The 24,741-nt window shown below is 65.2% G+C and carries 25 protein-coding genes; 6 read left to right on the forward strand and 19 right to left on the reverse strand.

Annotation, left to right across the window (positions count from 1 at the left end):
* Position 1: 1 nt before the first annotated feature.
* The 11 genes from cysW to ACFJGT_RS09690 form a co-directional block, all read right to left on the reverse strand.
* Positions 2-892, reverse strand: coding sequence for a sulfate ABC transporter permease subunit CysW (cysW, locus tag ACFJGT_RS09640; RefSeq protein WP_377848310.1), 891 nt, complete (start codon positions 890-892; stop codon positions 2-4).
* Positions 885-1,781, reverse strand: coding sequence for a sulfate ABC transporter permease subunit CysT (locus ACFJGT_RS09645; RefSeq protein WP_377848311.1), 897 nt, complete (start codon positions 1,779-1,781; stop codon positions 885-887). The genes cysW and ACFJGT_RS09645 overlap by 8 nt, the downstream gene beginning before the upstream one ends.
* Positions 1,782-1,791: 10 nt before the next feature.
* Positions 1,792-2,832 carry a sulfate ABC transporter substrate-binding protein gene (locus ACFJGT_RS09650; protein ID WP_377848312.1) on the reverse strand — a complete coding sequence of 347 codons (1,041 nt, stop codon included), beginning with the start codon at positions 2,830-2,832 and terminating at the stop codon, positions 1,792-1,794.
* A gap of 188 nt (positions 2,833-3,020) precedes the next feature.
* The gene (gene cysG / locus ACFJGT_RS09655; protein WP_377848313.1) at positions 3,021-4,478 is read right to left on the reverse strand and encodes a siroheme synthase CysG; all 1,458 of its coding nucleotides are present in this window, start codon (positions 4,476-4,478) and stop codon (positions 3,021-3,023) included.
* A complete protein-coding gene (locus ACFJGT_RS09660; RefSeq protein WP_377848314.1) occupies positions 4,475-4,714 on the reverse strand; it encodes a hypothetical protein in 240 nt (79 codons plus the stop codon). The genes cysG and ACFJGT_RS09660 overlap by 4 nt, the downstream gene beginning before the upstream one ends.
* Before the next feature lie 2 nt (positions 4,715-4,716).
* Positions 4,717-5,241, reverse strand: coding sequence for a DUF934 domain-containing protein (locus ACFJGT_RS09665; protein ID WP_377848315.1), 525 nt, complete (start codon positions 5,239-5,241; stop codon positions 4,717-4,719).
* Entirely contained in the window at positions 5,228-6,898 is a 1,671-nt protein-coding gene (locus ACFJGT_RS09670) for a nitrite/sulfite reductase (protein ID WP_377848316.1), read from the reverse strand. Before ACFJGT_RS09670 ends, ACFJGT_RS09665 begins: the two co-directional genes overlap by 14 nt.
* Positions 6,899-6,902: 4 nt before the next feature.
* Positions 6,903-7,259 (reverse strand): DUF2849 domain-containing protein, encoded by a 357-nt coding sequence (locus tag ACFJGT_RS09675; RefSeq protein ID WP_377848317.1) that lies wholly within the window; start codon positions 7,257-7,259, stop codon positions 6,903-6,905.
* Entirely contained in the window at positions 7,259-7,573 is a 315-nt protein-coding gene (locus tag ACFJGT_RS09680) for a 2Fe-2S iron-sulfur cluster-binding protein (protein WP_349237221.1), read from the reverse strand. Before ACFJGT_RS09680 ends, ACFJGT_RS09675 begins: the two co-directional genes overlap by 1 nt.
* A 216-nt stretch (positions 7,574-7,789) precedes the next feature.
* On the reverse strand, positions 7,790-8,764 hold the full coding sequence (locus tag ACFJGT_RS09685; protein WP_377848318.1) for a Gfo/Idh/MocA family protein: 975 nt from the start codon (positions 8,762-8,764) through the stop codon (positions 7,790-7,792).
* Positions 8,765-8,852: 88 nt separating this feature from the next.
* Positions 8,853-9,380 (reverse strand): hypothetical protein, encoded by a 528-nt coding sequence (locus ACFJGT_RS09690; RefSeq protein ID WP_377848319.1) that lies wholly within the window; start codon positions 9,378-9,380, stop codon positions 8,853-8,855.
* On the opposite strand from ACFJGT_RS09690, the gene ACFJGT_RS09695 reads away from it, so the two are divergent.
* Positions 9,367-10,041, forward strand: a complete 675-nt coding sequence (locus tag ACFJGT_RS09695; RefSeq protein ID WP_377848320.1) for an acyltransferase family protein — start codon at positions 9,367-9,369, stop codon at positions 10,039-10,041. The two genes, ACFJGT_RS09690 and ACFJGT_RS09695, sit on opposite strands and share 14 nt — an antisense overlap.
* 9 nt (positions 10,042-10,050) lie before the next feature.
* Here the strand turns inward: ACFJGT_RS09695 and ACFJGT_RS09700 are convergent, their stop codons facing one another.
* Positions 10,051-11,364, reverse strand: coding sequence for an O-antigen ligase family protein (locus ACFJGT_RS09700; protein WP_377848321.1), 1,314 nt, complete (start codon positions 11,362-11,364; stop codon positions 10,051-10,053).
* Between the two features lie 166 nt (positions 11,365-11,530).
* Between ACFJGT_RS09700 and ACFJGT_RS09705 the strand changes: the two genes are divergently transcribed.
* Positions 11,531-12,571: a zinc-dependent alcohol dehydrogenase family protein gene (locus ACFJGT_RS09705; RefSeq protein ID WP_377848322.1), complete on the forward strand. Its 1,041-nt coding sequence runs from the start codon at positions 11,531-11,533 to the stop codon at positions 12,569-12,571.
* 252 nt (positions 12,572-12,823) lie between these two features.
* Here the strand turns inward: ACFJGT_RS09705 and ACFJGT_RS09710 are convergent, their stop codons facing one another.
* From ACFJGT_RS09710 to uvrA, 3 genes are all read right to left on the reverse strand, one after another.
* A complete protein-coding gene (locus ACFJGT_RS09710) occupies positions 12,824-13,150 on the reverse strand; it encodes a hypothetical protein (RefSeq protein WP_377848323.1) in 327 nt (108 codons plus the stop codon).
* Between the two features lie 714 nt (positions 13,151-13,864).
* Positions 13,865-15,430: a hypothetical protein gene (locus tag ACFJGT_RS09715; protein ID WP_377848324.1), complete on the reverse strand. Its 1,566-nt coding sequence runs from the start codon at positions 15,428-15,430 to the stop codon at positions 13,865-13,867.
* A gap of 546 nt (positions 15,431-15,976) precedes the next feature.
* Positions 15,977-18,949 carry an excinuclease ABC subunit UvrA gene (gene uvrA, locus ACFJGT_RS09720; protein ID WP_377848325.1) on the reverse strand — a complete coding sequence of 991 codons (2,973 nt, stop codon included), beginning with the start codon at positions 18,947-18,949 and terminating at the stop codon, positions 15,977-15,979.
* A gap of 210 nt (positions 18,950-19,159) precedes the next feature.
* On the opposite strand from uvrA, the gene ACFJGT_RS09725 reads away from it, so the two are divergent.
* Both ACFJGT_RS09725 and ACFJGT_RS09730 read left to right on the forward strand, forming a co-directional pair.
* Positions 19,160-19,828 (forward strand): GntR family transcriptional regulator, encoded by a 669-nt coding sequence (locus ACFJGT_RS09725; protein ID WP_377848326.1) that lies wholly within the window; start codon positions 19,160-19,162, stop codon positions 19,826-19,828.
* A gap of 296 nt (positions 19,829-20,124) precedes the next feature.
* Positions 20,125-20,691, forward strand: coding sequence for a biotin transporter BioY (locus ACFJGT_RS09730; RefSeq protein ID WP_377848327.1), 567 nt, complete (start codon positions 20,125-20,127; stop codon positions 20,689-20,691).
* 113 nt (positions 20,692-20,804) lie between these two features.
* On the opposite strand, the gene ACFJGT_RS09735 is transcribed toward ACFJGT_RS09730, so the two are convergent.
* On the reverse strand, positions 20,805-20,966 hold the full coding sequence (locus ACFJGT_RS09735) for a hypothetical protein (protein ID WP_377848328.1): 162 nt from the start codon (positions 20,964-20,966) through the stop codon (positions 20,805-20,807).
* A 161-nt stretch (positions 20,967-21,127) separates the two neighbouring features.
* Positions 21,128-21,691, reverse strand: a complete 564-nt coding sequence (locus tag ACFJGT_RS09740; protein WP_377848329.1) for a PilZ domain-containing protein — start codon at positions 21,689-21,691, stop codon at positions 21,128-21,130.
* A 552-nt stretch (positions 21,692-22,243) separates the two neighbouring features.
* Between ACFJGT_RS09740 and argC the strand changes: the two genes are divergently transcribed.
* Positions 22,244-23,218: an N-acetyl-gamma-glutamyl-phosphate reductase gene (gene argC / locus ACFJGT_RS09745; protein WP_377848330.1), complete on the forward strand. Its 975-nt coding sequence runs from the start codon at positions 22,244-22,246 to the stop codon at positions 23,216-23,218.
* Between the two features lie 12 nt (positions 23,219-23,230).
* Here the strand turns inward: argC and ACFJGT_RS09750 are convergent, their stop codons facing one another.
* Positions 23,231-23,572, reverse strand: a complete 342-nt coding sequence (locus ACFJGT_RS09750) for a hypothetical protein (RefSeq protein ID WP_377848331.1) — start codon at positions 23,570-23,572, stop codon at positions 23,231-23,233.
* Positions 23,573-23,629: 57 nt separating this feature from the next.
* Positions 23,630-24,079 (reverse strand): ribose 5-phosphate isomerase B, encoded by a 450-nt coding sequence (gene rpiB, locus ACFJGT_RS09755; protein ID WP_377848332.1) that lies wholly within the window; start codon positions 24,077-24,079, stop codon positions 23,630-23,632.
* A 115-nt stretch (positions 24,080-24,194) separates the two neighbouring features.
* Between rpiB and ACFJGT_RS09760 the strand changes: the two genes are divergently transcribed.
* Positions 24,195-24,719, forward strand: a complete 525-nt coding sequence (locus tag ACFJGT_RS09760; RefSeq protein WP_377848333.1) for a phospholipase D family protein — start codon at positions 24,195-24,197, stop codon at positions 24,717-24,719.
* Positions 24,720-24,741: the final 22 nt, after the last annotated feature.

The following is a 24,741-nucleotide window of genomic DNA, read 5'->3' on the forward strand; positions in this document are numbered from 1 at the left end:
GTCAGTGGCGGCGGCTGGCGGCGATCACATCGCCATAGTGCCATTCGAGCAGGGTCTTGAGCACGAGGGTGACCAGCGCCAGCCCCGCCAGCAGCGAGGCCACCGCGAAGGCGGCCGCGCCCATGTACTCGTTGTAGAGAATCTCGATATGCAGCGGCATCGTGTTGGTCAGGCCGCGGATCTTGCCCGAGACCACCGCGACCGCGCCGAACTCGCCCATCGCGCGGGCGTTGCAGAGCAGCACGCCGTAGAACAGGCTCCATTTCACGTTCGGCAGCGTCACCGAGAAGAAGACGCGCCAGGGCGAGGCGCCGAGCGTCAGCGCCGCCTCCTCGTCGGAGGAGCCGAGCGACTGCATATGCGGGATCAGCTCGCGCGCCACGAAGGGGAAGGTGACGAAGACCGTGGCCAGGATCAGGCCGGGCAGGGCAAAGACGATCTTGAGGTCGTTGGCCTGGAGCCACGGCCCGAAATAACCTTGGGCGCCGAAGAGCAGCACGAAGACGAGGCCCGAGATCACCGGCGAAACCGAGAAGGGCAGGTCGATCAGGCTGATGAGCAGATCCTTGCCCCGGAATTCGAACTTGGCGATGGCCCAGGCGGCGGCAATACCGACGACGACGTTGAACGGCACCGCGATCGCCGCGACCAGCAATGTAAGACGGATCGCGGCTTGCGCATCGGGCTCGGTGATCGCGGCGCGATAGGCCTCCCAGCCCTTGGCGGCGGCCTCGACGAAGACCGTGACCAGCGGCAGCAACAGGAACAGCAGCAGGAAGGCGAGCGAAACCGCGATCAGCACGATCTGCACGGCAGGGCTTTCGCCGCGCGCGCGGCTGGTGCCGGAACGCTTCGTCGGGGCGGAGGCGGAGGGCAAGGTCGCGTCAGACATCGCCGAACCTCCGGCGGGCACGGGCCTGGATCAGGTTGCCGGCTAGGATCAGCGTGAACGAAATCAGCAGCATCATCGTGGCGACCACGGCGGCGCCGGCATAGTCGAACTGCTCCAGCCGGATCACGATCAGCAATGGCGCGATCTCCGAGACCATCGGCACATTACCGGCGATGAAGATCACCGAACCGTATTCGCCGACGGCCCGCGCGAAAGCGAGGATGGAACCGGTCATCAGGGCCGGCAGGACCTGCGGCAGCACGACCCGGAAGATCGTGCGGGAGCGGCTGGCGCCGAGCAGCGCCGCTGCTTCCTCGACATCGCTCTGCAGCTCTTCCAGCACCGGCTGTACGGTGCGCACGACGAAGGGCAGGCCGATGAAGATCAGCGCCACCATCACGCCGAGCGGGGTATAGGCGACCTTGCCGTCGAAGCCGAAGGAGAGATCGGTGAAGGGGATGGATATCTTGAAGGCAAGCGGCGCCAGCAGGGAGCCGACCCAGCCGTTCGGCGCGTAGATCGCCGCGAGCGAGATGCCGGCGACCGCGGTCGGCAGCGCGAAGGGCAGGTCGACAGCGGCGTCGATCAGGCGCCGGCCCGGGAAATCGTAGCGCACCAGAACCCAGGCCAGGATCAGCCCGAACACGGCGTTGACCAGCGCCGCAAACAGGGCCGCCGTAAAGGAGAGCTTGAGCGCGGCGAGCGTGCGCGGCGAACTCGCCACAGCCCAGATATCGGCGGGGCCGGCGCTGGCGGCCTTCAGGAAAAGCGCCGCCAGCGGAATGAGCACGATCAGCGACAGCGCCGTCACGGTGATGCCGAGCGCCAGGCCGAAGCCGGGCAGGATGCTCGGCTCGCGCCAGCGGAAGGTGGTCGTCGCCGCCGTCATGGACAGGTCCTCAGCGTGCCGGCTTGTAGAGTTGGTCGAAGGTGCCGCCATCGCCGAAATGGGTCGGCTGCGCCTTCTTCCAGCCGCCGAAGACGTCGTCGATCGTCACCAGATCGACCTTCGGGAAATTGGCGATGTCCTTGGCGTCGGCGGCTTCGGGATTGCGGGGGCGGTAGAAATTGCGGGCGATGATCGCCTGCCCCTTCGGCGTGTAGAGGAACTCGAGATAGGCCTGCGCCTGCTCGCGAGTCTTCTTGGCGTCGACATTGGCATCGACCAGCGCGACCGGTGGCTCGGCCAGGATCGACAGGCTCGGCACCACGATGTCGAACTTGTCGGCGCCGAATTCCTTCAGCGCGAGGAAGGCCTCGTTCTCCCAGGACAGGAAGACGTCGCCGATACCGCGCTGGGTGAAGGTCGTGGTCGCGCCGCGCGCGCCGGTGTCGAGCACCGGGACATTGGCGAGCAGCTTGCCGATATAGTCGCGCACCTTCGCCTCGTCCTTGTTGAAGGCTTTCTCGGCATAGGCCCAGGCGGCGAGATAGTTCCAGCGGGCTCCGCCCGAGGTCTTAGGATTCGGCGTGATGATCTGCACGCCCGGCTTCACGAGATCACCCCAGTCCTTGATCGCCTTCGGATTGCCCTTGCGGACGAGGAAGACGATCGTCGAGGTATAGGGCGAGGAATTATGCGGCAGGCGCTTCTGCCAGTCGAGCGGCAGCTTCTTCGAGCGCTCGGCGACGGCGTCGATATCGCCAGCCAGCGCCAGCGTCACGACATCGGCATTGAGCCCGTCGATCACGGTGCGGGCCTGCGCGCCCGAGCCGCCATGCGACTGGCGGATGGTGCTGATCTTCTTGTCCGGGTTCTTCGCGTTCCACTCGGCGATGAAGGCCGCGTTGATGTCGCGATAGAGCTCGCGGGTCGGGTCGTAGGAGACGTTGAGGAGCTCGGTCTGGGCGCGCGCTCCGGCGACGACGCCGAAGCAGAGCATGAAGGCCCCCAGAACAAGGCCGGCCCGGAGAAGGCGGGGAAACACGGGTCGCGTCATGTCAGGGCTCCGTTGCGTTCACGGCGAGGCTCGAAACCTCGATCCGTTCTGAAAAACAAACGAAACGTACTGAATTGTCGTCCTTGTCTCAATGACCTAACGCAATGGGCGCCTTCCAAATTCGGGCGCCGGAGGAGAAAACGCATCTCCGGCGATGGCGTTCCACCCGGCGGCGACGCCGGGCGCGATCAGGCCCGGCGGCGATCTTCGGTCAGGTTGGCGGCAGCAAGCGCCGGGCCAAAGGCATGCCCGAGCAGGACGAGGACGGGGCCGCTCGCCGGCAATTCGCCGAGCCGCTCCGGCAGGTCCGCGATCGTCGCGGCGACCCGCTTCTCGTCCGGCCGCGTCGCAGCAAGCACGGCGACGGCCGGGGTCTGCGGGTCGAGACCCGCGGCGATGGCGCGCTCGCGGAAGCCGGGCAGGGTGGCCCGCGCCATGTAGATCACGGTCGAGGCGGCGGGGTCCGCCATGGCGCGCCAGTCGAGATCCTCGGGCAAATCGCCCTTGCGCGAATGGCCGGTGACGAATTGCAGGCGCCGCGCATGGTCGCGATGGGTCAGCGACAGGCCAAGCGAGGCGGCAGCCCCCTGCGCCGCCGAAATGCCCGGCACGATCGCGACCGGGATGCCTGCGGCGTGGCAGGCCTCGATCTCCTCGCCGGCGCGGCCGAAGATGCCGGGATCGCCGCCCTTGAGGCGCACGACATGCTTGCCTTGCGAGGCCAGCGAGACGATCAGCGCGTTGATGTCGCCCTGCTTCACCGAGGGGCCGTAGCCGGTCTTGCCGACCAGCATGCGCTTGGCCTCGCGCCGCGCCAGCTCCAGCACGCCCGGCGAGACGAGATCGTCATAGAGGATGATGTCGGCGCTCTGCAGGGCGCGGATCGCCTTCAGCGTCAGCAATTCCGGATCGCCGGGGCCGGCACCGACCAGCGTGACGCGGCCCTTGCCGTCATGCGCGGCCTCGATCTTCGAGAGCTTCGCGAACAGCTCGGCCTCGTCATCGCGGTTCGGAGCGCGCTCCGGCTCGGCCATGGCCTTGCCGGCGAAGAGTTCCCAGAAGGCGCGTCTCAGGGCGAAGGGCAGTTCGCGCGCCTGGACTGCCGGGCGCCAGTCGGCGGCCGCTTGTGCCCAGTTCTTCAGCCCGGGCGGCAGCAGCGCCTCGATCTTGGTGCGGATCGCCTGGCCGAAGACCGGCGCGGCACCATCGGTCGAGATCGCGACGATCAGCGGCGAGCGGTTGACCAGCGCACCGAAGGCGAAATCGCAATGCTCGGGCTTGTCGACGATATTGACCGGCACGCCGGCCTGCCGCGCCGCCGCGACAAAGGCCCGGATCGCATCGGCATCGTCGAGATCGGCAACCGCGATCGCCGCATCGGTGAGATCGTCGGCCTGCCAGGCGCGGGCATGGATATGCACGCGATGGCCGATCTCGCCCTGGGCCAGCCCTGCGAACAGCGCCTCTTCGCCAGCGGCGAAGACATGAAGCTCGGCCCCGGTCGCCGCGAGCAATTCAGCCTTCCACAGCGCGCCCTCGGTTCCACCGGCGAGCACGACCTTGCGCCCGCCCAGCTTGTGGAAGAGCGGCAGCGTCGCCAGCGGCTCGATCCGCGCCGCGGTGGATTGGGGCTGTCTGTCGGTCATCGGGTCGTCGCTACGGCCTTCTCGTCTGCCGCGCGGTGCCCGCCGCCGGCCGGCGGCATCAGCAGCCACAGCGCGGCCAGTGCCAGGATGATAAGGCGAAAGCCGAGATCGAACCAGCGCCCGCGTGCCTCGCTTGCAGGCAGAATCTCGAAGGCATCGTCCGGGCCATCTTCATCGACGCCCACGGAGGGGCGGGAGCGCTCGATGGAACCATGGGTCGCGGTCGAGATCGTCATGCTCACTCCGCTGCGATGGGGGCTACGGTTCTCGCCGCCCGGCGCTGGTCGAGGATGTTGCGACCGGTCTCGCCATAGCCGCGCTGGTAGGTCGCGCTGAACGAATCCCTGGCATGCAGCCATTGCGGCACCGGCTGGCGGGCGGCGTTCGCCTCCGGCAGTTCGATCGTGTCGAAGCCGCAGGACAGCGCATAGGCGAACTGGTCGGCGATCAGCGGACCGCTGGCGCGGATCTCGCCCGCGAAACCGGCGCGCCGAATCTGGCGGGCAAGGCTGAAGCCGCGCCCGTCCGCATAGGCGGGAAAGGTGATGGCGACGAGCGCCAGCCGCGGCAGGAAGGGGGCCAGAGGAGAGAAGGGCACGGAATTCGGCAGGATCACGCCGATCACCTGCTCGGACTCCTGCGCATCGAGCGCCTCGACCAGCACCTCCCAGGGCACGAGCGCGGCCGGGATATTCCCGATCGCCGCGCCCTCGCTGCGCGTCCAGCGGTCTTCGGCGCTTCCGGTCCGGTCAAGCAGCGGCACGGGCAGTCTCCTGGAAGGCGGCCTTGAACGGCGCGAGGCCGATGCGGCGGATAGTGTCGATGAAGCTCTCGCCTTCGGCGCGGGCGGCCAGATAGACGCCGACGATCCGTTCGATCGCGTCCGGCACTTCTTCGGCGGCGAGGCCGGGTCCCAGGATCTCGCCGATCGCTGCGTTCTCGGTGGCATCGCCGCCGAGCGTGATCTGGTAGGATTCGATGCCGCGCTTCTCCAGGCCGAGAATGCCGATATGGCCGACATGGTGATGGCCGCAGGCATTGATGCAGCCGGAGATCTTGATGCCGAGCGGCCCGATCTCGCGCTGGCGCGCCTCGTCGGCGAAGCGGCTCTGGATCGCCTGCGCGATCGGGATCGAGCGCGCCGTCGCCAGCGCGCAGTAGTCGAGGCCGGGGCAGGCGATGATGTCGGTGACAAGCCCGACATTGGCCGTGGCCAAGCCCGCCTCGCCGAGCTGCTGCCAGATCGTGAAAAGGTCGCGCTGGCGCACATGCGGCAGCACGAGGTTCTGGGCATGGGTCACGCGCAATTCGTCGAAGGAATAGCGCTGGGCCAGATCGGCGACGCGGCGCATATGCTCGCTGGTCGCATCACCCGGCGCCTGTCCCTGCGGCTTCAGCGAGATCGTCAGCGCCGTATAGCCCGGCGCCTTGTGCGGCGCCGTATTGACCTCGACCCAGCGGGCGAAGGCGGGGTTCGCGGCCTTGGCCGCCTCCAGCGTATTGCTGATGGCCGAGAGCGTCTCATAGGCCGGCGGCGCGAAATAGGCGGCGATGCGCGCGACCTCTTCCGGATCGGCATTGATCGAGGGGCCGTCGAGCTGCGCGAATTCAGCCTCGACGCGGCGGGTGAATTCCTCGGCGCCGATCTCGTGGACGAGGATCTTGACGCGGGCCTTGTACTTGTTGTCGCGCCGGCCCTCGAGATTATAGACCCGCATGATCGCCTCGAGATAGGCGAGCAGGTCCTTCTTGGGCAGGAAGTCGCGGACGACCTTGCCGATCATCGGCGTGCGGCCGAGGCCGCCGCCGACGCTGATCTCGTAGCAGGTCTCGTGCGTGTCGGGATGGCGGCGCAGGCGCAGGCCGATATCGTGCGCCTTGATCACGGCGCGGTCGGCCTCGGCACCCGTCACAGCGATCTTGAACTTGCGCGGCAGGTAGCTGAATTCGGGATGGGCCGAGGACCATTGCCGGATCAGTTCGGCGGTCGGGCGCGGGTCCTCGATCTCATCCTGCGCGACGCCGGCGAAATGGTCGGCCGTGACGTTGCGGATGCAGTTGCCGGAGGTCTGAATGCAATGCATCTCGACATCGGCGAGCAGCCCGAGGATTTCAGGCACGTCGCGCAGCTTCGGCCAGTTGAACTGCAGGTTCTGGCGCGTGGTGAAATGGCCGTAGCCGCGGTCGTATTTCTCGCCGATCAGGGCGAGCTGGCGCAATTGCCGTGAGTTCAGCGTGCCATAGGGCACGGCGATCCGCAGCATATAGGCGTGGAGCTGGAGATAGACGCCGTTCTTGAGGCGCAGCGGCTTGAACTCGTCCTCGGTCAGCGAGCCGTCGAGCCGGCGCGCCACCTGGTCGGTGAACTGGGCCACCCGCTCCCGGACGAAACGCTCGTCGAATTCATCGTAACGATACATGAAATCAGCCCTTCGGCGCGGAGGCGATGCCGTCTCCGGCCTGCTTGCCGAGATCGAGACGATTGCTGGGGCCGAGCGTCTTGAAGCGCTCGCGGAAATGGCGCGGAACCGGGCTGCCGCTTTCGATGGCGACATCGACGAGATAGGCGTCGACGACCTTGTTGCCGCGGAGCTCGGCGGCAGCGAAGGCTTCGAGCCGGTCGGCGGCCGCGTCGTCAGCCGCGACGAGCGCGAGCGCCGGGTCCCGCGTCCAGGCCAGAGGGCCGGCGCCGTCGGCGAAGGCGAAGACGACATCGCCGTCGAGCAGGTCGTTGGCGAGCAGGATCGCCGGCAGGGGAACGCGTTTCGCTTGAGCAGCCATCACGCGGCCTCCGCCAGCGTCAGCGTCAGCCCGTCGAGATCGTCAGCCCAGATGATCTGGCAGGAGAGGCGGCTGGTCGCCTCGATCAATGGCAATTCGTCGAGCGCGTCGATCTCCTCGTCGCGCGGCTCGGGCAATTTCTCGGCCCATTCCTGCGCGACGATGACATGGCAGGTGCCGCAATCGCAGGAACCGCCGCAGACGCCCTCGATGCCGACCTTGTAGTCGCGCAGGATTTCCATGACCCGCCAGCCTTCGACGGCTTCGAGTTCATGGCTCCGGCCCTGTCGATCGATGACGTTCAGAACTGCCACGATAACGCCCATCCCCGTTCGGTCTTTCGAACAGAGGTTTTACGCTATGGGCGGGGTGCGGCTCAATTCACATCAGGTAGTCGGTTTTTTCGAATTATCTGCGCAGTAGAGTAGAATTATCCCAGGGAAGGGATTCTCGGCCGATCTGAGCAAATTTGTGCCATTCGAGCGGCCTTGCGCCTCGCGCGGTAAGGCCGCTCGGATGCCGTTCGCGCCTCAGGCGCTTTTCAGGATCGTCTCGACGATGTCCTGCACATCGAACGCTTCACGCAAGGTCGCGAGATGATGCGGCTCGCCGCGGGTCAGCTTGGCCACGCCTTCGAGCTGGCGGCGCAGCGCTAGCGGGCGCGCCTCGTTCTGGGAGAGCGCTTCCGGGTCGGGCTGCCAGCTCCCATCCGCGAGGCGACGCTCGGCGCGCGACCAGTCGCAGAGCCGGATGGCTCCCTTATCCCCTTCCAGCGTCCAGACGTTATGGTCGTCCTTCGTGGTCGTGCCGACGCTGCCGCTCAGGCTGACGGGCAGGGCGCCTGCGCTCAGCGTCGCCTCGATCCGGCGTTCGCTCTTGCCGGCCTCGGGATAGGCGGCCTTGGCGGCAAGCCCGCTGAAGGGCCCGGCGATGCGGCGGGTCAGGAACAGGAAATGCGAGACGACCTCGCGGGTAAACCCGCCCTGCGCCGTGCGGTCGAGCCAGCCGGCGGCATCGACCTGCCAGGAGCGTGGCCAGTTCGCGAAGGCAACATCGATCGACACGCGCTGCGGCGTGCCCACCGCCCCGGACTCGATCCACTCCCGCAGCCGCGCGACGGCAGGCGAGGACGCGAAGGGGAAGTTCACCGCGCCGCGGTCACCGGCCTCGCTCACGAACGCGCGGGCGTCCTCGACATCGACGGCCAGCGGCTTCTCGCAGAACACGGCCTTGCCGGCAGCAAGCGCCGCACGGGCATGGCCGAGATGGGAGGAGGGCGGCGAAGCGATATAGACGCAATCGCTCGCCGCGATCAGGGCCGCGGCGTCCGGCTTATGCGCCACCGAGGGCAGCACGGCTCCGATCCGTGCCATCGCCTCTGCGGAAGGGTCCCAGATGCCGGAGACGCGCAGCGCCGTCGCCGGCTGGTCGAGCGCCGCGCGCAACATGCGCTCGCCCATGATGCCGGCGCCGATCAGGCCAAGGGAAATCGGGGTTGGGCTCATAGGTCACTCACTCGCCAGAAGCCGGGCCGCTTGCGCTGGCCCTTTTCGAAGATCCGGTCAGTCATGGGTTAAGATTAACTGCCGGCATTTATTGAAAGCGGCCCGGTCGCCGGTCCATATCGACGCCTGCGCATGATGCAGTTCCGCATCCAGGTGAAGCATGATCCGGCACTACCGTTCCCTTCCGAGCGCTGCCGATATCCTGAACCGGAACGGCGGTGAAGGCCCCGGCTTCAATGCGATGCGCCTGATCCTGTCCCTGACCATCCTGGCGGTACATTCGGGCTGGGTCGCGGGCGCCGATACGAGCCGGGACTGGGAAGGGCTGCACGGCATCTTCCTGATGAGCCTGGTGCCGGCCTTCTTCGCGCTGAGCGGCTTCCTGGTCACCGGCAGCGCCCTGCGCACCGATGCGGTCCGACCTTTCATCACGCTGCGCGCCATCCGCATCGTGCCGGCCCTCTTCGTCGAGATCACGCTGTCTGCGCTGGTGCTCGGCCCGCTGCTGACCACCTGGCTTCTGCGCGACTATGTCGCCGATATCCGTTTCTGGGAGTATTTCGGCAATATCGTCGGGCGCATCCGTTTTCGAATTGCCGGGCGTGTTCGAGAGCAACCCCGTCGCCGGCGTGGTCAACCAGAACCTCTGGACGCTGAAGCCGGAATTCTACTGCTACATCCTGATGGCGATCATGATCGCGGTCGGCATCCTGCACCGCCGGCTCGCCTTCGCCGCGCTGACGCTGGCGGTCATCCTCGGCGCCACCGTTGCAGCGTTCAAGGTCGGATTCGGCGTCACCGAGGGCAATTACCACTGGACCGTCGTGGTCTTCTATTTCCTGGTCGGCTGCCTGTTTTTCCAGTGGCGCGAGCATGTGAAGATGCACTGGCTGCTCTTCGTTGCGGCGCTCCTGGCCTCGGTCGCCCTGATGGCCGCGCCGCGCCAATACGCCTTCTTCGTGCCGCCCTTCCTGACCTATTGCGTGGTCTATCTCGGCCTGCTGCCGCTGCACCTGCCGGCGCGGATCAAGAAGCTCGACGTCTCCTATGGCATCTATCTGTACGGCTTCCCGATCCAGCAGGCGATCGTCAGCCAGACCGATTTCGCCCATGGCAACGGGCCATTGCTCTTCGCCATCTCGGCGCCGATCGTCATCGCCTTCGCGCTGGTGTCGTGGCTCTGGATCGAGAAGCCCTTCCTCAAGGTGAAGCCCTACGTGCTCGGCCAGAAGCAGTGGCGCAAGGGCAAGGCGCCCCGTCTCGCCCCGGCGGAGTGAGGCGCGGCGTCAGGAGCCTTTCGCCCGCATCCGCGCTGTGAGGCCGAGCCCCATCACCGCCATGGCGAACAGCACCCAGAGCGGGTCGGCGCGGTTGAGCGGAAAGGTCTCGAGCATCCCGACATAGGTCATGAAGACCAGGATCATGGCGAAGAGGTCGGCAAGGTTCCGATTCGCCGGGATCTGCCGGCTACGCATGTAGTCGATCAGCGGCCGGCCCATCAGCAGCCAGATCGCCAGCACCGCGCCGGGAACGCCGAAGGTCAGTGCCGCGTCGAGATAGCTGTTATGGCCGGAGCCGATGCCGCGGATGTCCCAGCTCGCCTCGTAGTTCTCCTCGAAGCCGGTCACGGCCGGCGTCTGCCAGAAGCTGGCATAGCCGTAGCCGAACCACGGCTTCTCGGCGATGCGTTGGAGGGCGAATTTCCAGATCTCGTCGCGGCCGGTGAAGGTCGGGTCCGAGATCACCGCCTTGAGCATGGCGTTGAGTGTCGACGACATCACCGAGCCGATGGTCAGCGCCGCGATCAGCGCCACCAGCACGACATGGATCATGACCGCGAGCCCAGGCCGGCCGGTCATGCGGGCCAGCGTGACCACGCCGATGGCGAGCGGCAGGAAGCCCATCGTGGTCTTGGACCCGCTGTTGAGGACGAAGAGCAGGCCCAGCGCGATGACGATGGCGCCGCGCCAGCGCAGGCCGCTGCGCCAGCCATAGATCCCGATCATTGCCACGATCGAGAAGACCGGCGCGGCGAAGTTCTTGTGTGAGAGATGCCCGCGCCAGTCGCCGGCATGCACGCCCTCGGCGCCCTCCGAGCTGTGGACGACCAGATGCGGCGCCACGATCAGCATGGCGTAGACCAGCAGCAGCAATACGAGGCAGGCATTGACCGCCGCTACGGCAAAACTGCGCTCGTCACGGGGCAGGACGAGCACGCCCGCGACGACGATCATCACGATCGCGGTGAGCAGCAAGCCGCGCAGCGAGGCGGTCGGATCAAGCGATTGCGCGATCGAGAGCGCTGCGATGCCGAAGACGACGGCCCAGCGGCCGAATCCGAGCCGGGCCAGCACGTCGCGCTGGGTCAGCCCGAGAATCGCCACGAGGAAGACGAGGCCCAGCCCGAACCAGCCGATCTGGTTGACGATATTGCCGGTCGATTCGCCCGGCGTCGTCTGCTCCGGCACGCCGGCGAAGGGCTGCAGCGACAGCATCAGGACGAACAGCCCGCAGCCGGCGAGGACGCCGCCGAGCATGCCGGGCTCGGCCGCGGCTCGGGTCGTGTCGCTGATCGTCGCGCCGTGGACGCTGTCGCTCATGGATGGTTCGCGGCCGTCTTCGAAAAGCCCGCCGGCAGGGCGGGCCGAACGCGAATGCACCCTAGGCGCGGAATTTAAGGGCGTCTCACCGCCGCAGCGCGTCGCGGTTGACGCTCCCGCTGCGCTGCCCCATGACACGGGCGATTGACCAAGGAGGGCCCGCCCCATGAAAGCCGTCGTCTACGAAGCCTTCGGGCAGGCCCCCGAACTGCGCATCCTGCCGGACCCGACCCCGGAGCCGCACAGCGTCATCATCAAGGTCGAGGCGACGGGCCTGTGCCGCAGCGACTGGCATGGCTGGGTCGGCCACGATCCCGATATCCGTCTGCCGCATGTGCCGGGCCATGAGCTGGCCGGAATCATCGCCGCGGTCGGCCGCAGCGTCGTGCGCTTCCGCGAGGGCGACCGCGTCACCGTGCCCTTCGTCGCGGGCTGCGGCTCCTGCCCGCAATGCCATTCCGGCAACCAGCAGGTCTGCGACGACCAGTTCCAGCCCGGCTTCACCCATTGGGGCTCGTTCGCCGAATATGTCCGGATCGACCGGGCCGATTTCAACCTCGTGCGCCTGCCCGAGGAGATCGATTTCGCCACGGCCGCCAGCCTCGGCTGCCGCTTCGTGACCTCGTTCCGCGCCGTGGTCGACCAGGGCCAAGTCTCGGGCGGGCAATGGGTCGCGGTGCATGGCTGCGGCGGCGTCGGCCTCTCCGCGATCATGATCGCCAATGCGCTCGGCGCCAACGTGGTCGCCGTCGATATCTCCGACGACAAGCTGAAGCTCGCCCGCGAGGTCGGCGCCGCGGTGACGATCAACGCGAAGACGGAAGCCGACGTCGTCGCCGCCGTGCGCGACGTCACCGGCGGCGGCGCCCATGTCTCGCTGGATGCGCTCGGCCACCCCCAGACCTGCTTCAACTCGGTGGCGAACCTGCGCAAGCGCGGAAAGCATATCCAGGTCGGGCTGCTGCTGGCGGAGCAGGCGACGCCGCCGATCCCGATGGCGCAGGTCATCGCTCACGAACTCGAAATCCTCGGCAGCCACGGCATGCAGGCGCATCGCTATGGCGCGATGCTCGACATGATCAGCGCCGGCAAGCTCACGCCGCAGCAGCTCGTCGGCCGCCGCATCGACCTCGCCGAATCGATCCCCGCCCTGATGGCGATGGACCGCTTCGAGGGCACGGGCGTGACGATCATCGACCGGTTCTGAGGAGGGCGGCGAGGGGCGTAAGCCAGCGTCGCGACGGCCCCCACGCGCGTCATGCTCGGGCTTGACCCGAGCATCTCATGACAAGGAGGCTCCGGCGTCTCCGATGCCGGCCGGCCTCCGAACTCACGCGGTCACCCGGGCTTGACCCGGGATCCATGCCTGGGCCTATCCGATCAAGGCTCAGGCATGGATCCCGGATCTCCGCTTCGCTCCGTCCGGGATGACCCGCGTTTTAATGGCAACGCGGTGGCGTTACTCCCCCTGCCGCGCGATCTCCCCGGCGACGCGGGCCTGCGCCTGCTCCATCGCCTCGCCGGGAGAGAGCCCGGCCGCGCGGTTGTCCAGCGCGTAGCGGATCTCCCGGCGATCATCGTCCGGAATCGCCTGCATGAAGGCGCGCAGGCAGGCCGTGTCCTGGCCCTGGCAGCTGCGCGCCCGGCTGCAGGCCTTGTTCGCGCAAACCTCCCAGACGCCGAGAATGTCGGCGAAGCGGCGCAGGATCAGCGGCCGCGCCCTCTGGCAGCTCTCGAAATCGGTGATCGGCGGGATGGCGGCGGGGGTGTTCTGGCGTTTCGGCATGGCGGGTCTCCCTAGGGGTCAGGCACGCAGGATCATCCGCCCGCGCGGATGCGCGGCGGGAGCGAGCGGGGCTGGCGGAGCGCCGCGAGGCGCGAGGGATATCCGCAACCGTTAAGCCAGGCTGCGGCGCGGCGGGATTGAGCCACCCGTCGCACGCCCCGTGGCGCTCCGCCTCCGGCGACTTTTGGCTCCGGGCCGCGCTTATCGGGCAAAGGCGGTTCAGGATGGGCCGGTTTCGGCGCCAGTTTCCCTCAGCGGGTCGTCGCGCCGTCGCCATGCCCGTCCGTCACCGGCCGAGCCTTCCAGCGAGCTCCTCGCACAGGGACCGTAGTGTCCCCAGGGCGGTGCCCCGAAGCCTCCCGGGAGCAGGGCGTAACCCCCGCCCGCAGGCGCCGACCCTCACCCAACCTCCAGCATACCTCCGGACGGCCGCCCCGTTTGGGTGATGGGCGAGGGCAGGATAGGGCGGGGGAGAAGGGGCGGGGATAAGTTGGCTGTCAGGAGGAAAGGCGCGAGAGCCGCGACTTCTTTCCTTTTCCCAGAGGGGAGAAAGTATCCCAGAGGGCCTGATGAGGGTGTACCGCTGCAATGGAAGGCGAGGCAGTGTGGTTGCGCTCAAACGAGCGGCGGTCGTGCGTCATCCCGCCACCTCCCATTCAGGCGATGGTGAGAACCAGTAGCGCTACGCGCGCCTGCATCGTAATCGCACAACTTTTATTGATTTACTTGTGTTTCCTCGGATTCCAAGGATGAAATTCTTTCTTTAACTTCCTCGCTGAGGTAATTAGCGTTAATTGCGCGTAGATACCGGAGGGCTTCCTTATCGTTGGCTTGGTATTCGAGGCGGCGCTTATAAAAGGTAAGTCGACCCTCTGCTTCTTGAATTATCTCTCCCCATGTCTTGGCCCAAACTCTAATTTTGATAGGGTCTGAAAGTTCAAGTACAAGGCCGCGCGGCTTGCCCGATTGTCGCGCTTCGAGTTCAGCATCTTTCGTGAATCGATTCGAGATAGCGACGAAATCCCATTCGACATCCGGATGCTTAAACCGGTCATCAAGGGCGACGGCCTTCGCGTATTTCCTGATCTGATTGATCACGTCCTCGTTGATGGGTTGGATCGGCCGTTTTAATTCGATCACCAAATGTTTGCGTTCATTGTCCGTTGGCGTGGGCATCCTGCACGATAGCATTAAGTCGACGATCGCCACTTTGCCGTCAGCGTCAAACGCTGGTTCGAGAGGCGCCAACTCGCAGCGGTTCTCGTCCATGAGTTTAATATGACTCTGTAATACCGCCGTAAGATCCTCATCGTCATTCATCAAGTTGAACTGCTCTCCGAAAATCCATGTTTCTTGCGCCAAGATACGATGAAGCTGTGAGCGTTCAAGGAGTTGACGTTTTGACTTTGGTTCAAAAATCAGAATCTGAAGGGCTCGGATAAAATCAAGTCGATCTGTAACGGCTTTTGCAGCATTAATTACAGCAGTTAGTGAGGTTTTTCGCAATAATTCGGCGAGCTCTTCCTGTTTATCTTTTGGAAGCTCAACAAATTTTTCTAATATCGATGGCAGGATGCTGGGGCCGTTTTCGACCGCTGCTTTTATAAGCTGAAGTATAAATTTCTTATGTTTGAGATTTGATTTTTCAAAATCTGAGCTATAGTCAGAGAGATTGAGCGCAACTACATCAAATACCTGTCGTTCATTGATTTCGATGTGTCCAGAAGCCATTCCCTCGTAAGGGTATATCTTCGCCTCTTTCCACTCTTCAATCTTGCTTCGTGATCGTTCCGATTCACGTTCCCGGAAGTGTTCTCTAAGCTTATTCTTCGCGGCCTCTACAAGCGCCATCGAAGCTGGATCGAGCTCAACCAAGCCTTCAGTGTTTTGGTCCGCTAGCTCTTGAAAATGGTCCGCTGTTAAATAGGCAGTAAACTCGAAGCCGCGAGCGCGTATCCCAGCCGCCATTGTATGGAAACTGAACCGGCCGGGCAGGCATAGCATCAGTTTCCTATCGACCTTCTTTTTCCACTCGATGACATCGAGGGTGGCTTGAATTTTATGTCCCCCATCGAGGGTGGCTTCAATTTGATGCTGAGTTACATTTTCGATGGCGTCTCGGGCATCGATAACGGTTCCATCGTATGTAATTCTGAAATCTGAATCTTCATAAAGTTGCAGTGCGAAAGCATCACGAATATGTTCAGAAAATCCATCCTTTGACCAAATCTCGAAGTCACGGATGACGTTTTCGATTTCTACCGTGCATCCACTTTTCAAAGTTGGTACTGAATCTGAAAGCGCAAATCGCTTCAGATTTTCTTTGTTTCCAGTAATCGAGAACGATACGCCGCCATTGCGGGAGATCCACGAAACTCTCTCACCCAGTGCAAAGGCTTTGAACCTACCTTGGCCTTTCTCACCGTGGATAGTCCGGCCGCCATTCGTCTTGGCTGCCTGCGATTTCCATGACCCTCCAAGGGACTGAAAAAATGTTTCGACGTGATCTGCGGGAATGCCTGTCCCGTCATCTGTGATACGAATTACACCAAGCTAGTGAGGTTTCCCTCTTCAAGCTCCACAGTTACCAATTTCGCGTCTGCATCGTACGCATTCCAAATTAATTCGGAGATTGCCGCGAGAGGCTTGGCAGACGTGATCCGCTGAATATGATCGTTTTCAACCGTTACTTCGATCTGCCGCACTTGATTCCGCCCCCACGCGTTTTATTTGCCGCGAAGTTCTGCACAGTGGGCGCGCGTTTGCAATTGGAAGTAGAGCCCGGTGTGTTGTTAGCGTGGGCAATGGAGTTCGCTTTTTTCTCCTCTACTCCGCCGCCTGCCTCGCGACCGTCTTGCCCTTCTTGATCGGCCGGCGCTCCAGCACTTCCTTCAAGAACCGCGCGGTGTGGCCCTTGCCGATGCGGACGATGTCCTCCGGCGTGCCTTCGGCCACCACCTGGCCGCCGCCGTCGCCGCCTTCGGGGCCTAAGTCGATCACCCAGTCGGCGGTCTTCACCACCTCGAGATTGTGCTCGATCACCACCACCGAATTGCCCTGGTCGACCAGCTCGTGCAGCACCTCCATGAGCTTGGCGACGTCGTGGAAATGTAAGCCCGTGGTCGGCTCGTCGAGGATGTAGAGCGTGCGGCCGGTGGCGCGCTTCGACAGTTCCTTGGAGAGCTTGACGCGCTGCGCCTCGCCGCCCGAGAGCGTCGTCGCCTGCTGGCCGACCTTGACATAGTCGAGGCCGACGCGCGCCAGCGTCTCCATCTTGTCACGGATCGAGGGCACCGCCTTGAACAGGCCCTTCGCCTCCTCGACCGACATGTCGAGCACGTCGGCGATCGACTTGTCGCGGTATTTCACCTCCAGCGTCTCGCGGTCGTAGCGCTTGCCCTTGCAGACGTCGCAGGTGACGTAGACATCCGGCAGGAAGTGCATCTCGATCTTGATGAGGCCGTCGCCCTGGCAGGCCTCGCAGCGGCCGCCCTTGACGTTGAACGAGAAGCGCCCGGCCTGATAGCCGCGCGCCTTCGCCTCCGGCAGGCCGGCGAACCATTCGCGGATCGGCGTGAAGGCGCCGGTATAGGTCGCCGGGTTCGAGCGCGGCGTGCGGCCGATCGGCGACTGGTCGATGTCGATGACCTTGTCGAGATGCTCGATGCCCTCGATCCGGTCATGCGGGGCCGGGTGGTCGATCGCGCCGTTCAGCTTGCGCGCCACCGCCTTGTAGAGCGTGTCGATCACCAGCGTCGACTTGCCGCCGCCGGAGACGCCGGTGATGCAGGTGAACATCCCCAGCGGAATCTCGACATCGACATTGCGGAGGTTGTTGCCGCGCGCGCCGACGATCTTGAGACTGCGGCCCTTCGTGGCCTTGCGGCGCTTGGCCGGCACCGCGACCGACATCTCGCCGGTGAGGTATTTGCCGGTGAGCGAATTGGGATCGTCGAGAATGTCCTGCGGCGTACCCTTGGCGACGATCTCGCCGCCATGGATGCCGGCGCCGGGGCCGACATCGACGACGTAATCCGCCGTCAGGATCGCGTCCTCGTCATGCTCGACCACGATCACGGTGTTGCCGAGGTCGCGCAGCCGGCGCAGCGTGCCGAGCAGGCGCTCGTTGTCGCGCTGGTGCAGGCCGATCGAGGGCTCGTCCAGCACATAGAGCACGCCGGTCAGCCCCGAGCCGATCTGCGACGCCAGCCGGATGCGCTGGCTCTCGCCGCCGGAGAGCGTGCCGGAGGCGCGGGCGAGCGTCAGATATTCCAGGCCGACATCGAGCAGGAAGGTCAGCCGGTCGCGGATTTCCTTGAGGATGCGCGGGGCGATCTCGTTCTGCTTCTTCGACAGCCGCGACGGCAGGTTGGTGACCCAGTCCAGCGCGTCCTTGACCGAGAGCTTCGAGACCTCGCCGATATGGCGCATGTCGATCTTCACCGCCAGCGCCTCGGGCTTCAGGCGATAGCCGTTGCAGGCGGCGCAGGGCGTCTCGGACATGAAGCGGCCGATCTCCTCGCGCGCCCAGTCCGACTCCGTCTCCTTCCAGCGCCGCTCCATATTGGTGATGACGCCCTCGAAGGGCTTCTTCACCTCATAGCTGCGCAGGCCGTCGTTATAGGCCATCCGAACGGGCTCGCTGCCGGTGCCGAACAGGATCGCCTTGCGCGCGCTCTCCGGCAGTTCCGACCAGGGCTTGGTCATCGAGAAGCCGAAATGCCTGGCGAGCGCTTCCAGCGTCTGGCCGTAATAGGGTGAGGTCGACTTGGCCCAGGGCGCGATCGCGCCCTTCTTCAAGGTGAGGGAGTGATCCGGCACGATCATGTCCGGATCGATCCGCATCTCGTGGCCGAGCCCGTCGCAGACCGGGCAGGCGCCGAACGGGTTGTTGAACGAGAACAGCCGGGGCTCGATCTCGGGAATGGTGAAGCCGGAGACCGGGCAGGCGAATTTCGAGGAGAAGGTGACGCGCTTCGCCTCGCCGTTCTCCTCCTTCTCGTCGGCATATTCGAAGACGGCGATGCCGTCGGTCAGCTCGAGCGCCTGCTCCAGCGAGTCGGCGAGGCGGGCGCCGAGATCGGGCCGGATCACGATGCGGTCCACGACGACGTCGATGTCGTGCTTGAATTTCTTGTCGAGCGGCGGCGCGTCCGGAATCTCGTAGAACTCGCCATTGACCTTGACGCGCTGGAAGCCGCGCTTCAGCCAGTCGGCCATCTCCTTGCGGAACTCGCCCTTGCGGCCGCGCACGACGGGCGCGAGCAGGTAGCCGCGCGTCTTCTCCGGCAGCTCGGTCATGCGGTCGACCATCTGCTGGACGGTCTGGCTCTCGATCGGCAGGCCGGTCGCGGGCGAATAGGGGATGCCGGTGCGCGCCCAGAGCAGGCGCATATAGTCGTGGATCTCGGTGACCGTGCCGACGGTCGAGCGCGGGTTCTTCGAGGTCGTCTTCTGCTCGATCGAGATCGCCGGCGAGAGCCCGTCGATCTGGTCGACATCGGGCTTCTGCATCATCTCGAGGAACTGGCGGGCATAGGCCGAGAGCGACTCGACATAGCGGCGCTGGCCTTCCGCATAGATCGTGTCGAAGGCGAGCGAGGACTTGCCCGAACCGGAGAGGCCGGTGAACACCACGAGCTTGTCTCTGGGAATGGCGAGGTCGACATTCTTGAGATTGTGCTCACGCGCGCCGCGCACGGTGATGGCGCGGCTGTTCGGATCGGCCGCGCGGTTGCGGTCGAACATGTCTTCCAGCGCAGCGGCCTGGGCAGCGGCGGATTCGGTCTTGCGGGCCATCGGGGCGTCCGTTGCGGTGAAGCGCTAGATGTAAGGCAAATGCCGGGCCTTTCCAGCCTCGCGGCAATCTGCCCGGCATGAATAGCACGCAGCCGTCCCGGCTGCTGCCGTCTTCCTGACAGGAAATGTCAGGATCGGCGAGGGCTCGATATGGGGATGATCCGGCCGATCGCAATCGACTCCGCCGTGCGCTCGAATTATCTATAAATCATGACGAAGCCTGCCGAAGACACCATCGCCGTCCGCATCGCCAGAGCCCTGGCCGAGCGGATCATCGCCGGAACGATCGAGCCCGGCACGCGGTTGCGGCAGGATCATATCGCCGCGGAATTCGAGACCAGCCATGTCCCGGTGCGCGAGGCTTTCCGCCGGCTGGAGGCGCAGGGGCTGGCGATCGGCGAGCCGCGCCGCGGCGTCCGCGTCGCCTCCTTCGACCTCTCGGAGGTGAAGGAGGTCGCGGCGATGCGCGCGGCGCTGGAGGTGCTGGCCTTGCGCCATGCCGCGCCGCATCTCACCGCCGCCATCCTCGACAAGGCCGAGCAGGCGCGGCGCGATTGCGACGCCGCCACCGATGTCCGGACCTGGGAGGAGGCGAATCGCCGCTTTCACCGCACGCTGGTCGCGCCCTGCGGCATGAAGCGCCTGCTCGCGACGATCGACGATCTCCATGCCGCCAGCGCGCGCTTCCTGTTCTCGGCCTGGCGCTCGGAATGGGAGGCTCGCACGGACCACGACCATCGCGCCATCCTCAACGCCCTGCGCAATGGCGATCTGGAAACCGCGATCGCGACGTTGGCGCGGCACGCCCAGTGGATCGGCGAGCGGCCGGTTCGCACCGCGTCGGGCGCGACGCGCGGGGCCTTCGCCATCGTCGGCTGAGGGGCGCGCCAAAGCTGCGAATGCGGGTTCCGTAAACATGCACATGCCATGGCCGTCATGCTCGGGCTTGACCCGAGCATCTCCTGCCGAAGAGGGCTCCCCATGCTTCTTCCGGCAAGAGATTCTCGGGTCTTCGCTCCGCTACGCCCGAGAATGACGCACTGCCCTGATACGTGATTTTGGGCCAACGGGGACACCGCAACGAAGCGCGCTTGCCTTTTTCGCCGGGATATGGACTCCATCATAGATCAAAGATCGAAATTATAGATAATTTTGATCGCGACCCAGGAGTGACCATGACCGATCTTGCCCTCAGCCGCCCGTTCAGCCCGCTGCGGCTGGAAAGCCGCTCGCTTGCCTGGCAGGCCGGCGCCGTGATCGTCGGCAGCCTGCTGTTGGCGCTGTCCTCGCAGATCAAGGTGCCGATGTATCCGGTGCCGATGACGATGCAGACCTTCGCGGTCACGCTGGTCGGCGCGCTCTATGGCTGGCGCCTCGGCGCGGTCACTGTCATCGCCTGGCTGGCGCAGGGCGCCATGGGCCTGCCCGTCTTCGCCGGCGCCGTCGGCGGCGCGGCCTATTTCGCCGGCCCGACCGGCGGCTACCTGCTCGCCTTCCCCTTCGCCGCGGCCCTGACCGGCTGGCTGGCGCAGCAGGGCTGGAACGGCAGCCGCATCGGCCTCGCCTTTGCCGCGATGCTCGCCGGCAACGTGCTCTGCCTGGTGATCGGCGTGGCCTGGCTCGCCGTGCTGATCGGCCTGCCCAAGGCGATCGCGCTCGGCGCGGTGCCCTTCATCCTCGGCGCCGTCCTGAAGTCGGCTCTGGCTGCCGCCACGCTGAAGGCGTTCGCGCCGCGCGGCTAAGCTTTACGACGGCTTGCAATCAATGACCCGGCAGGCTTGGCCTGCCGGGTTTTTTGTTGGGCTTCGGGAACGGGCATTCCCCGGTCGCGACGCTGCGGTTCGCCGGCAGGCACCTAGCGAAGCGTGCCGAACGAATCCGTCTGGCGGGTCGGGGCGCCGATGCCGGGCTGCATATAGGCCGGCCCATCGGCTCTGGCGCGGGGGACGCTGTCCTGCGTGACGCAGCCGACCGGTCCGAGAAGCAGGAATGCCAGGGCGAGATAGCGTTTGAGCATGGCGAATTCCCTCGTTGCACCCCGAAAGCGCACGGCGCGTCTTCCAACGGCTCCGCTTGCAGCCAAGGTCTCCCACGATTGTGACGCCTGCGCATCATCGCGTGTCAAGGTGCTGTGCCGCAGTGTCCTCGCCGCTCGCCCAAACGGCCACGGCAAGGCGTTCAATCGAAGCGAATGTCGACGTTGACGGCGGCTGGATCGAGCTCCTTCTCGAACGCAAGGGCGTAAGTGCCGTTCTCCACCCGCAGCACGATCGCAGGCTGGTCGCCAAGGCGCACAGTGGTCCCCAGCGGCAGGAAGGCAGCCGATCTCACTGCGGCTCCGCCTGTTGAAACATTCAGAATCTCGACCGAGTGAAGGGCGTTGTTCGTGAACAGCCGTCCTTCCTTGACCGTCGGCACAACCCGGTCTGCACTGCGCCCGCCGAGTTGTTCCAGCTTTGCCCAGGTCAGCGCGCCGGCGATCTTGTCTTTACGATAACGGGTCCCCGAGACGGAGATCGCAAAACCTTCCTTGGAGACCCGGGTTGCGGTTCCCTCGATGCGGCCGAGATCCGAGACATAGGCCACCACGCGCTGGCCTCGATATGGCACCGCGCGCGATCGGAAGCTGATGCCGCTCAAAGAGGCGTCGATCGTTTCCGCAGAATGCTCGCTGCCATCCTGGAGCAAAAATCGCGCGTTCAACCGGACCGAAACCCGATGATGCTTTCGCCGTTCTGGCATGTCGCACCCTCCTTGTAGGGAATTGTGAGGTGGCATCAGTTAACGCAAGGTAAGCTGGCCAAGGGCCGTTTGCCTCGAAGCGCCCGATCGAGCTTGAGGGGCGGTTCCACATACCGAGGAACAACATCGAACGTCGAACAGTTCTGCTCCCGTCATGAGTGAGGAGGGAACAATGGGCTTGCTCGAGATCAGTGTCGTTCTGGCCTGCGCTTCGGCCTTCGGCTTTTACATCACCGGCCCTCAGGAGTGAGGCGTCGGGCGTGTCTCGATAATTGCCGCAACTGCGGACACAAAAGCGGTCACCTCGGTTGACGATTGAAGGGCAGTCGCGACAATGTTGCGGTCATGCTCGTTAACCGGAACCTTTATCGACGCCGACGTCGCTGCATCCAAGCGGCGGCTCTTCGGGCTGCGCGTCGATCAGTGTGCTTCCGTGCGGTGACTTTCTCATTGTAGGTCCCACCGCCGGAGCGGCCCCGACCCGCGTTCCTGAACCCCCGCAGCCCTCGGCTCCGGGGGTTTTCTGTTTCCTGAACCCAGAGGGACATCACCATGAGCATTCGCGTCGGCATTGTCGGCATCAGCGGTTTCGGCGGCGGCGAGGCGCTGCGCCTGATCGCGAGCCACCCGTCTTTCGAGCTGGTCTACGCCGCGGGCGAGAGCAGCGCCGGCAGCCGTCTGGTCGATCGCTTCCCCGGCGTACCGGCCAGGCTGGCGGATCTGGTCATTGCGAAATGGGACCCTGCGGCCCTGCCGCAGCTCGACGTGCTGTTCGCATCGCTGCCGACGGGCGCCTCGGCCGAGGCGCTCGCGCGCGTTCCCAGGGAGGTGAAGATCGTCGATATCGGCGGCGACCACCGCTATGTCGAGGGGTGGGCCTATGGCCTCGCCGATATCTGGCCGGCCCGGATCGAGGGGCAGAGCCGCGTCGCCAATCCCGGCTGCTTCCCCGCCGCGACGCTGACCGCACTCGCGCCGCTGCTGGCCGACAAGCTGATCGAACCCGGCCATATCGTGGTCGACGTCAAGACGGGGATCTCCGGTGCCGGCCGGGGCGGCGACAGCAAGTTCGGCTACGCCGAAAGCAACGAGAACCTGATCCCCTACGGCCTGCTCCGGCACACCCACATGCCCGAGATCGCCAGGACGATCGAGCGATTGAGCGGCGGCAGCGCGGCCGGGTTGGTGTTCACGCCGCATCTGGTGCCGATGACCCGCGGCATCCTCGCCACCATCTACTGCCGCGGCCGCGCCAGCACGGAGCAGTGCCTGGACGCGGCCCGACGCTTCTATGCCGGGCGAGCCTTCGTCCGCGTCACCGACAAGCCGCCGCAGACCAAATGGGCGACCGGTTCCAACCTCGCCTTCGTCAGCTATGCAGCCGATCCGGAGCGCGATCTGGTGATCGCGATGGGCGTGGTCGACAATCTCGGCAAGGGAGCGGCGGGGCAGGCGGTGCAGAATGCGAACCTGATCTGCGGTCTGCCGGAAACCGCGGGGCTGGACGGCGCACCCGTCTGGCCCTGACGAGGACAAGTCCTAAAGCAGGAAGTGCATCCCGAACCCGAGGATGACGAAGGCGGTGCCGACGACGAGCGCAACGAACTGCGGTTGAAGCCGGGTTCGCTGCGCCGCAAGCAGATCGGCCTTCTCGGCTCTCGACATGCGGTCGCGGGCCTTGAACTGCTCGGCGATGACCGAGGGATCGACGCCGCTCGGACCGTCCTTTTCCAGGTCCATGCGGACAACGATGAAGACGATGACGAGGCCCACGACGCCGAGCCCGAAATAGCCGACGAGGCGGATGGCACCGTAGAACACCCCGATGCCGAGGGCAGCGAGGAACGGGAACGCGATGTAGTCCCATTTGGTGAACCGCATGCGCCATCTTGCGGCGCGCATGCGGGCCTGTCCAGCCAGCGTTCGGCGCTGGCAGAGCTACCCTTCCAGCGCCGAAATCATCTCGACCCGCGTCGCATGCCGGCCGCCTTCGAACTTGGCGGAGAGGAACGCGTCCACGATCGCCAGCGCCAGCCCTTCGCCGACCACGCGGGCGCCGAGCGAGAGCATGTTGGCGTCGTTGTGCTCCCGGATCATCCGGGCCGAGAAGGTGTCCGAGCAGACGCCGCAGCGGATGCCCCTGACCTTGTTCGCGGCCATCATGATGCCCTGGCCTGTGCCGCACAGGATGATGCCGAGCCGACAATCGCCGGAGGCGACAATGCGCGCCGCGGCTTCGCCGTGCTTCGGATAGGGCGTGCTCTCAGGCGTCGTCGGGCCGATATCGACCACGTCCCAGCCCAGGGCCGCCACATGCCTGGCGATGGCCTGCCGGAGCGGGATGGCGGCGTGGTCGCTGGAGAGGACGAGGCGGTTATCGGCAGTCACGGCGGGAGCGTCCTGTTGCACAAGATCGGCGGCTTGGTCCTGTCGGACCGGGCCCGTCTTGTACCGTCGATGCGTTTCGCTTTCCATGGGACGGCAATCGGAAAGCGAGGCCGTCATGAAAACGATCCGCATCTTCGGCCTGGCGGCGATGCTGGTCTTCTCTCCGGCAGCTCAGGCCGCGCCCGGTGTGGAGGTCGGCTTTTCACCGGACGGGTCGGCGCGCGAACTGGTACTGAAGGTGATCGGCGAGGCTAGGCGCAGTGTTCAGGTGCTCGCCTATGCCTTCCAGGCGCAAGACGTCATGGATGCTCTGGTGGCGGCGAAGAAACGCGGGGTTGCGGTTCGCGTGGTCGTCGACCGGGATCGGAACAAGGGCAAGGCCAGCAGGGCCGCGATGGATTTCGTGGCGCGTCACGGCGTGGAACTGCGCACGAACGACCGCTTCCACCTCCATCACGACAAGACGATCATCGTCGACGGCGGCACGGTCCAGACCGGATCGTTCAACTATGCCCCATCCGCCGAGACGAAGAACTCGGAGAATGTCGTCGTCATCCGCGACATGCCGGATATCGCGGCGCGGTTTATGTCGCACTGGCAGTCCCGGTGGGAGGGCGGCGTGCCTTACCGCGGCCGATAGCCAGCAGGGCGTGGCGGCCCGC

Source organism: Allobosea sp. UC22_33, assembly GCF_042700715.1.
Lineage (GTDB): Bacteria > Pseudomonadota > Alphaproteobacteria > Rhizobiales > Beijerinckiaceae > Allobosea.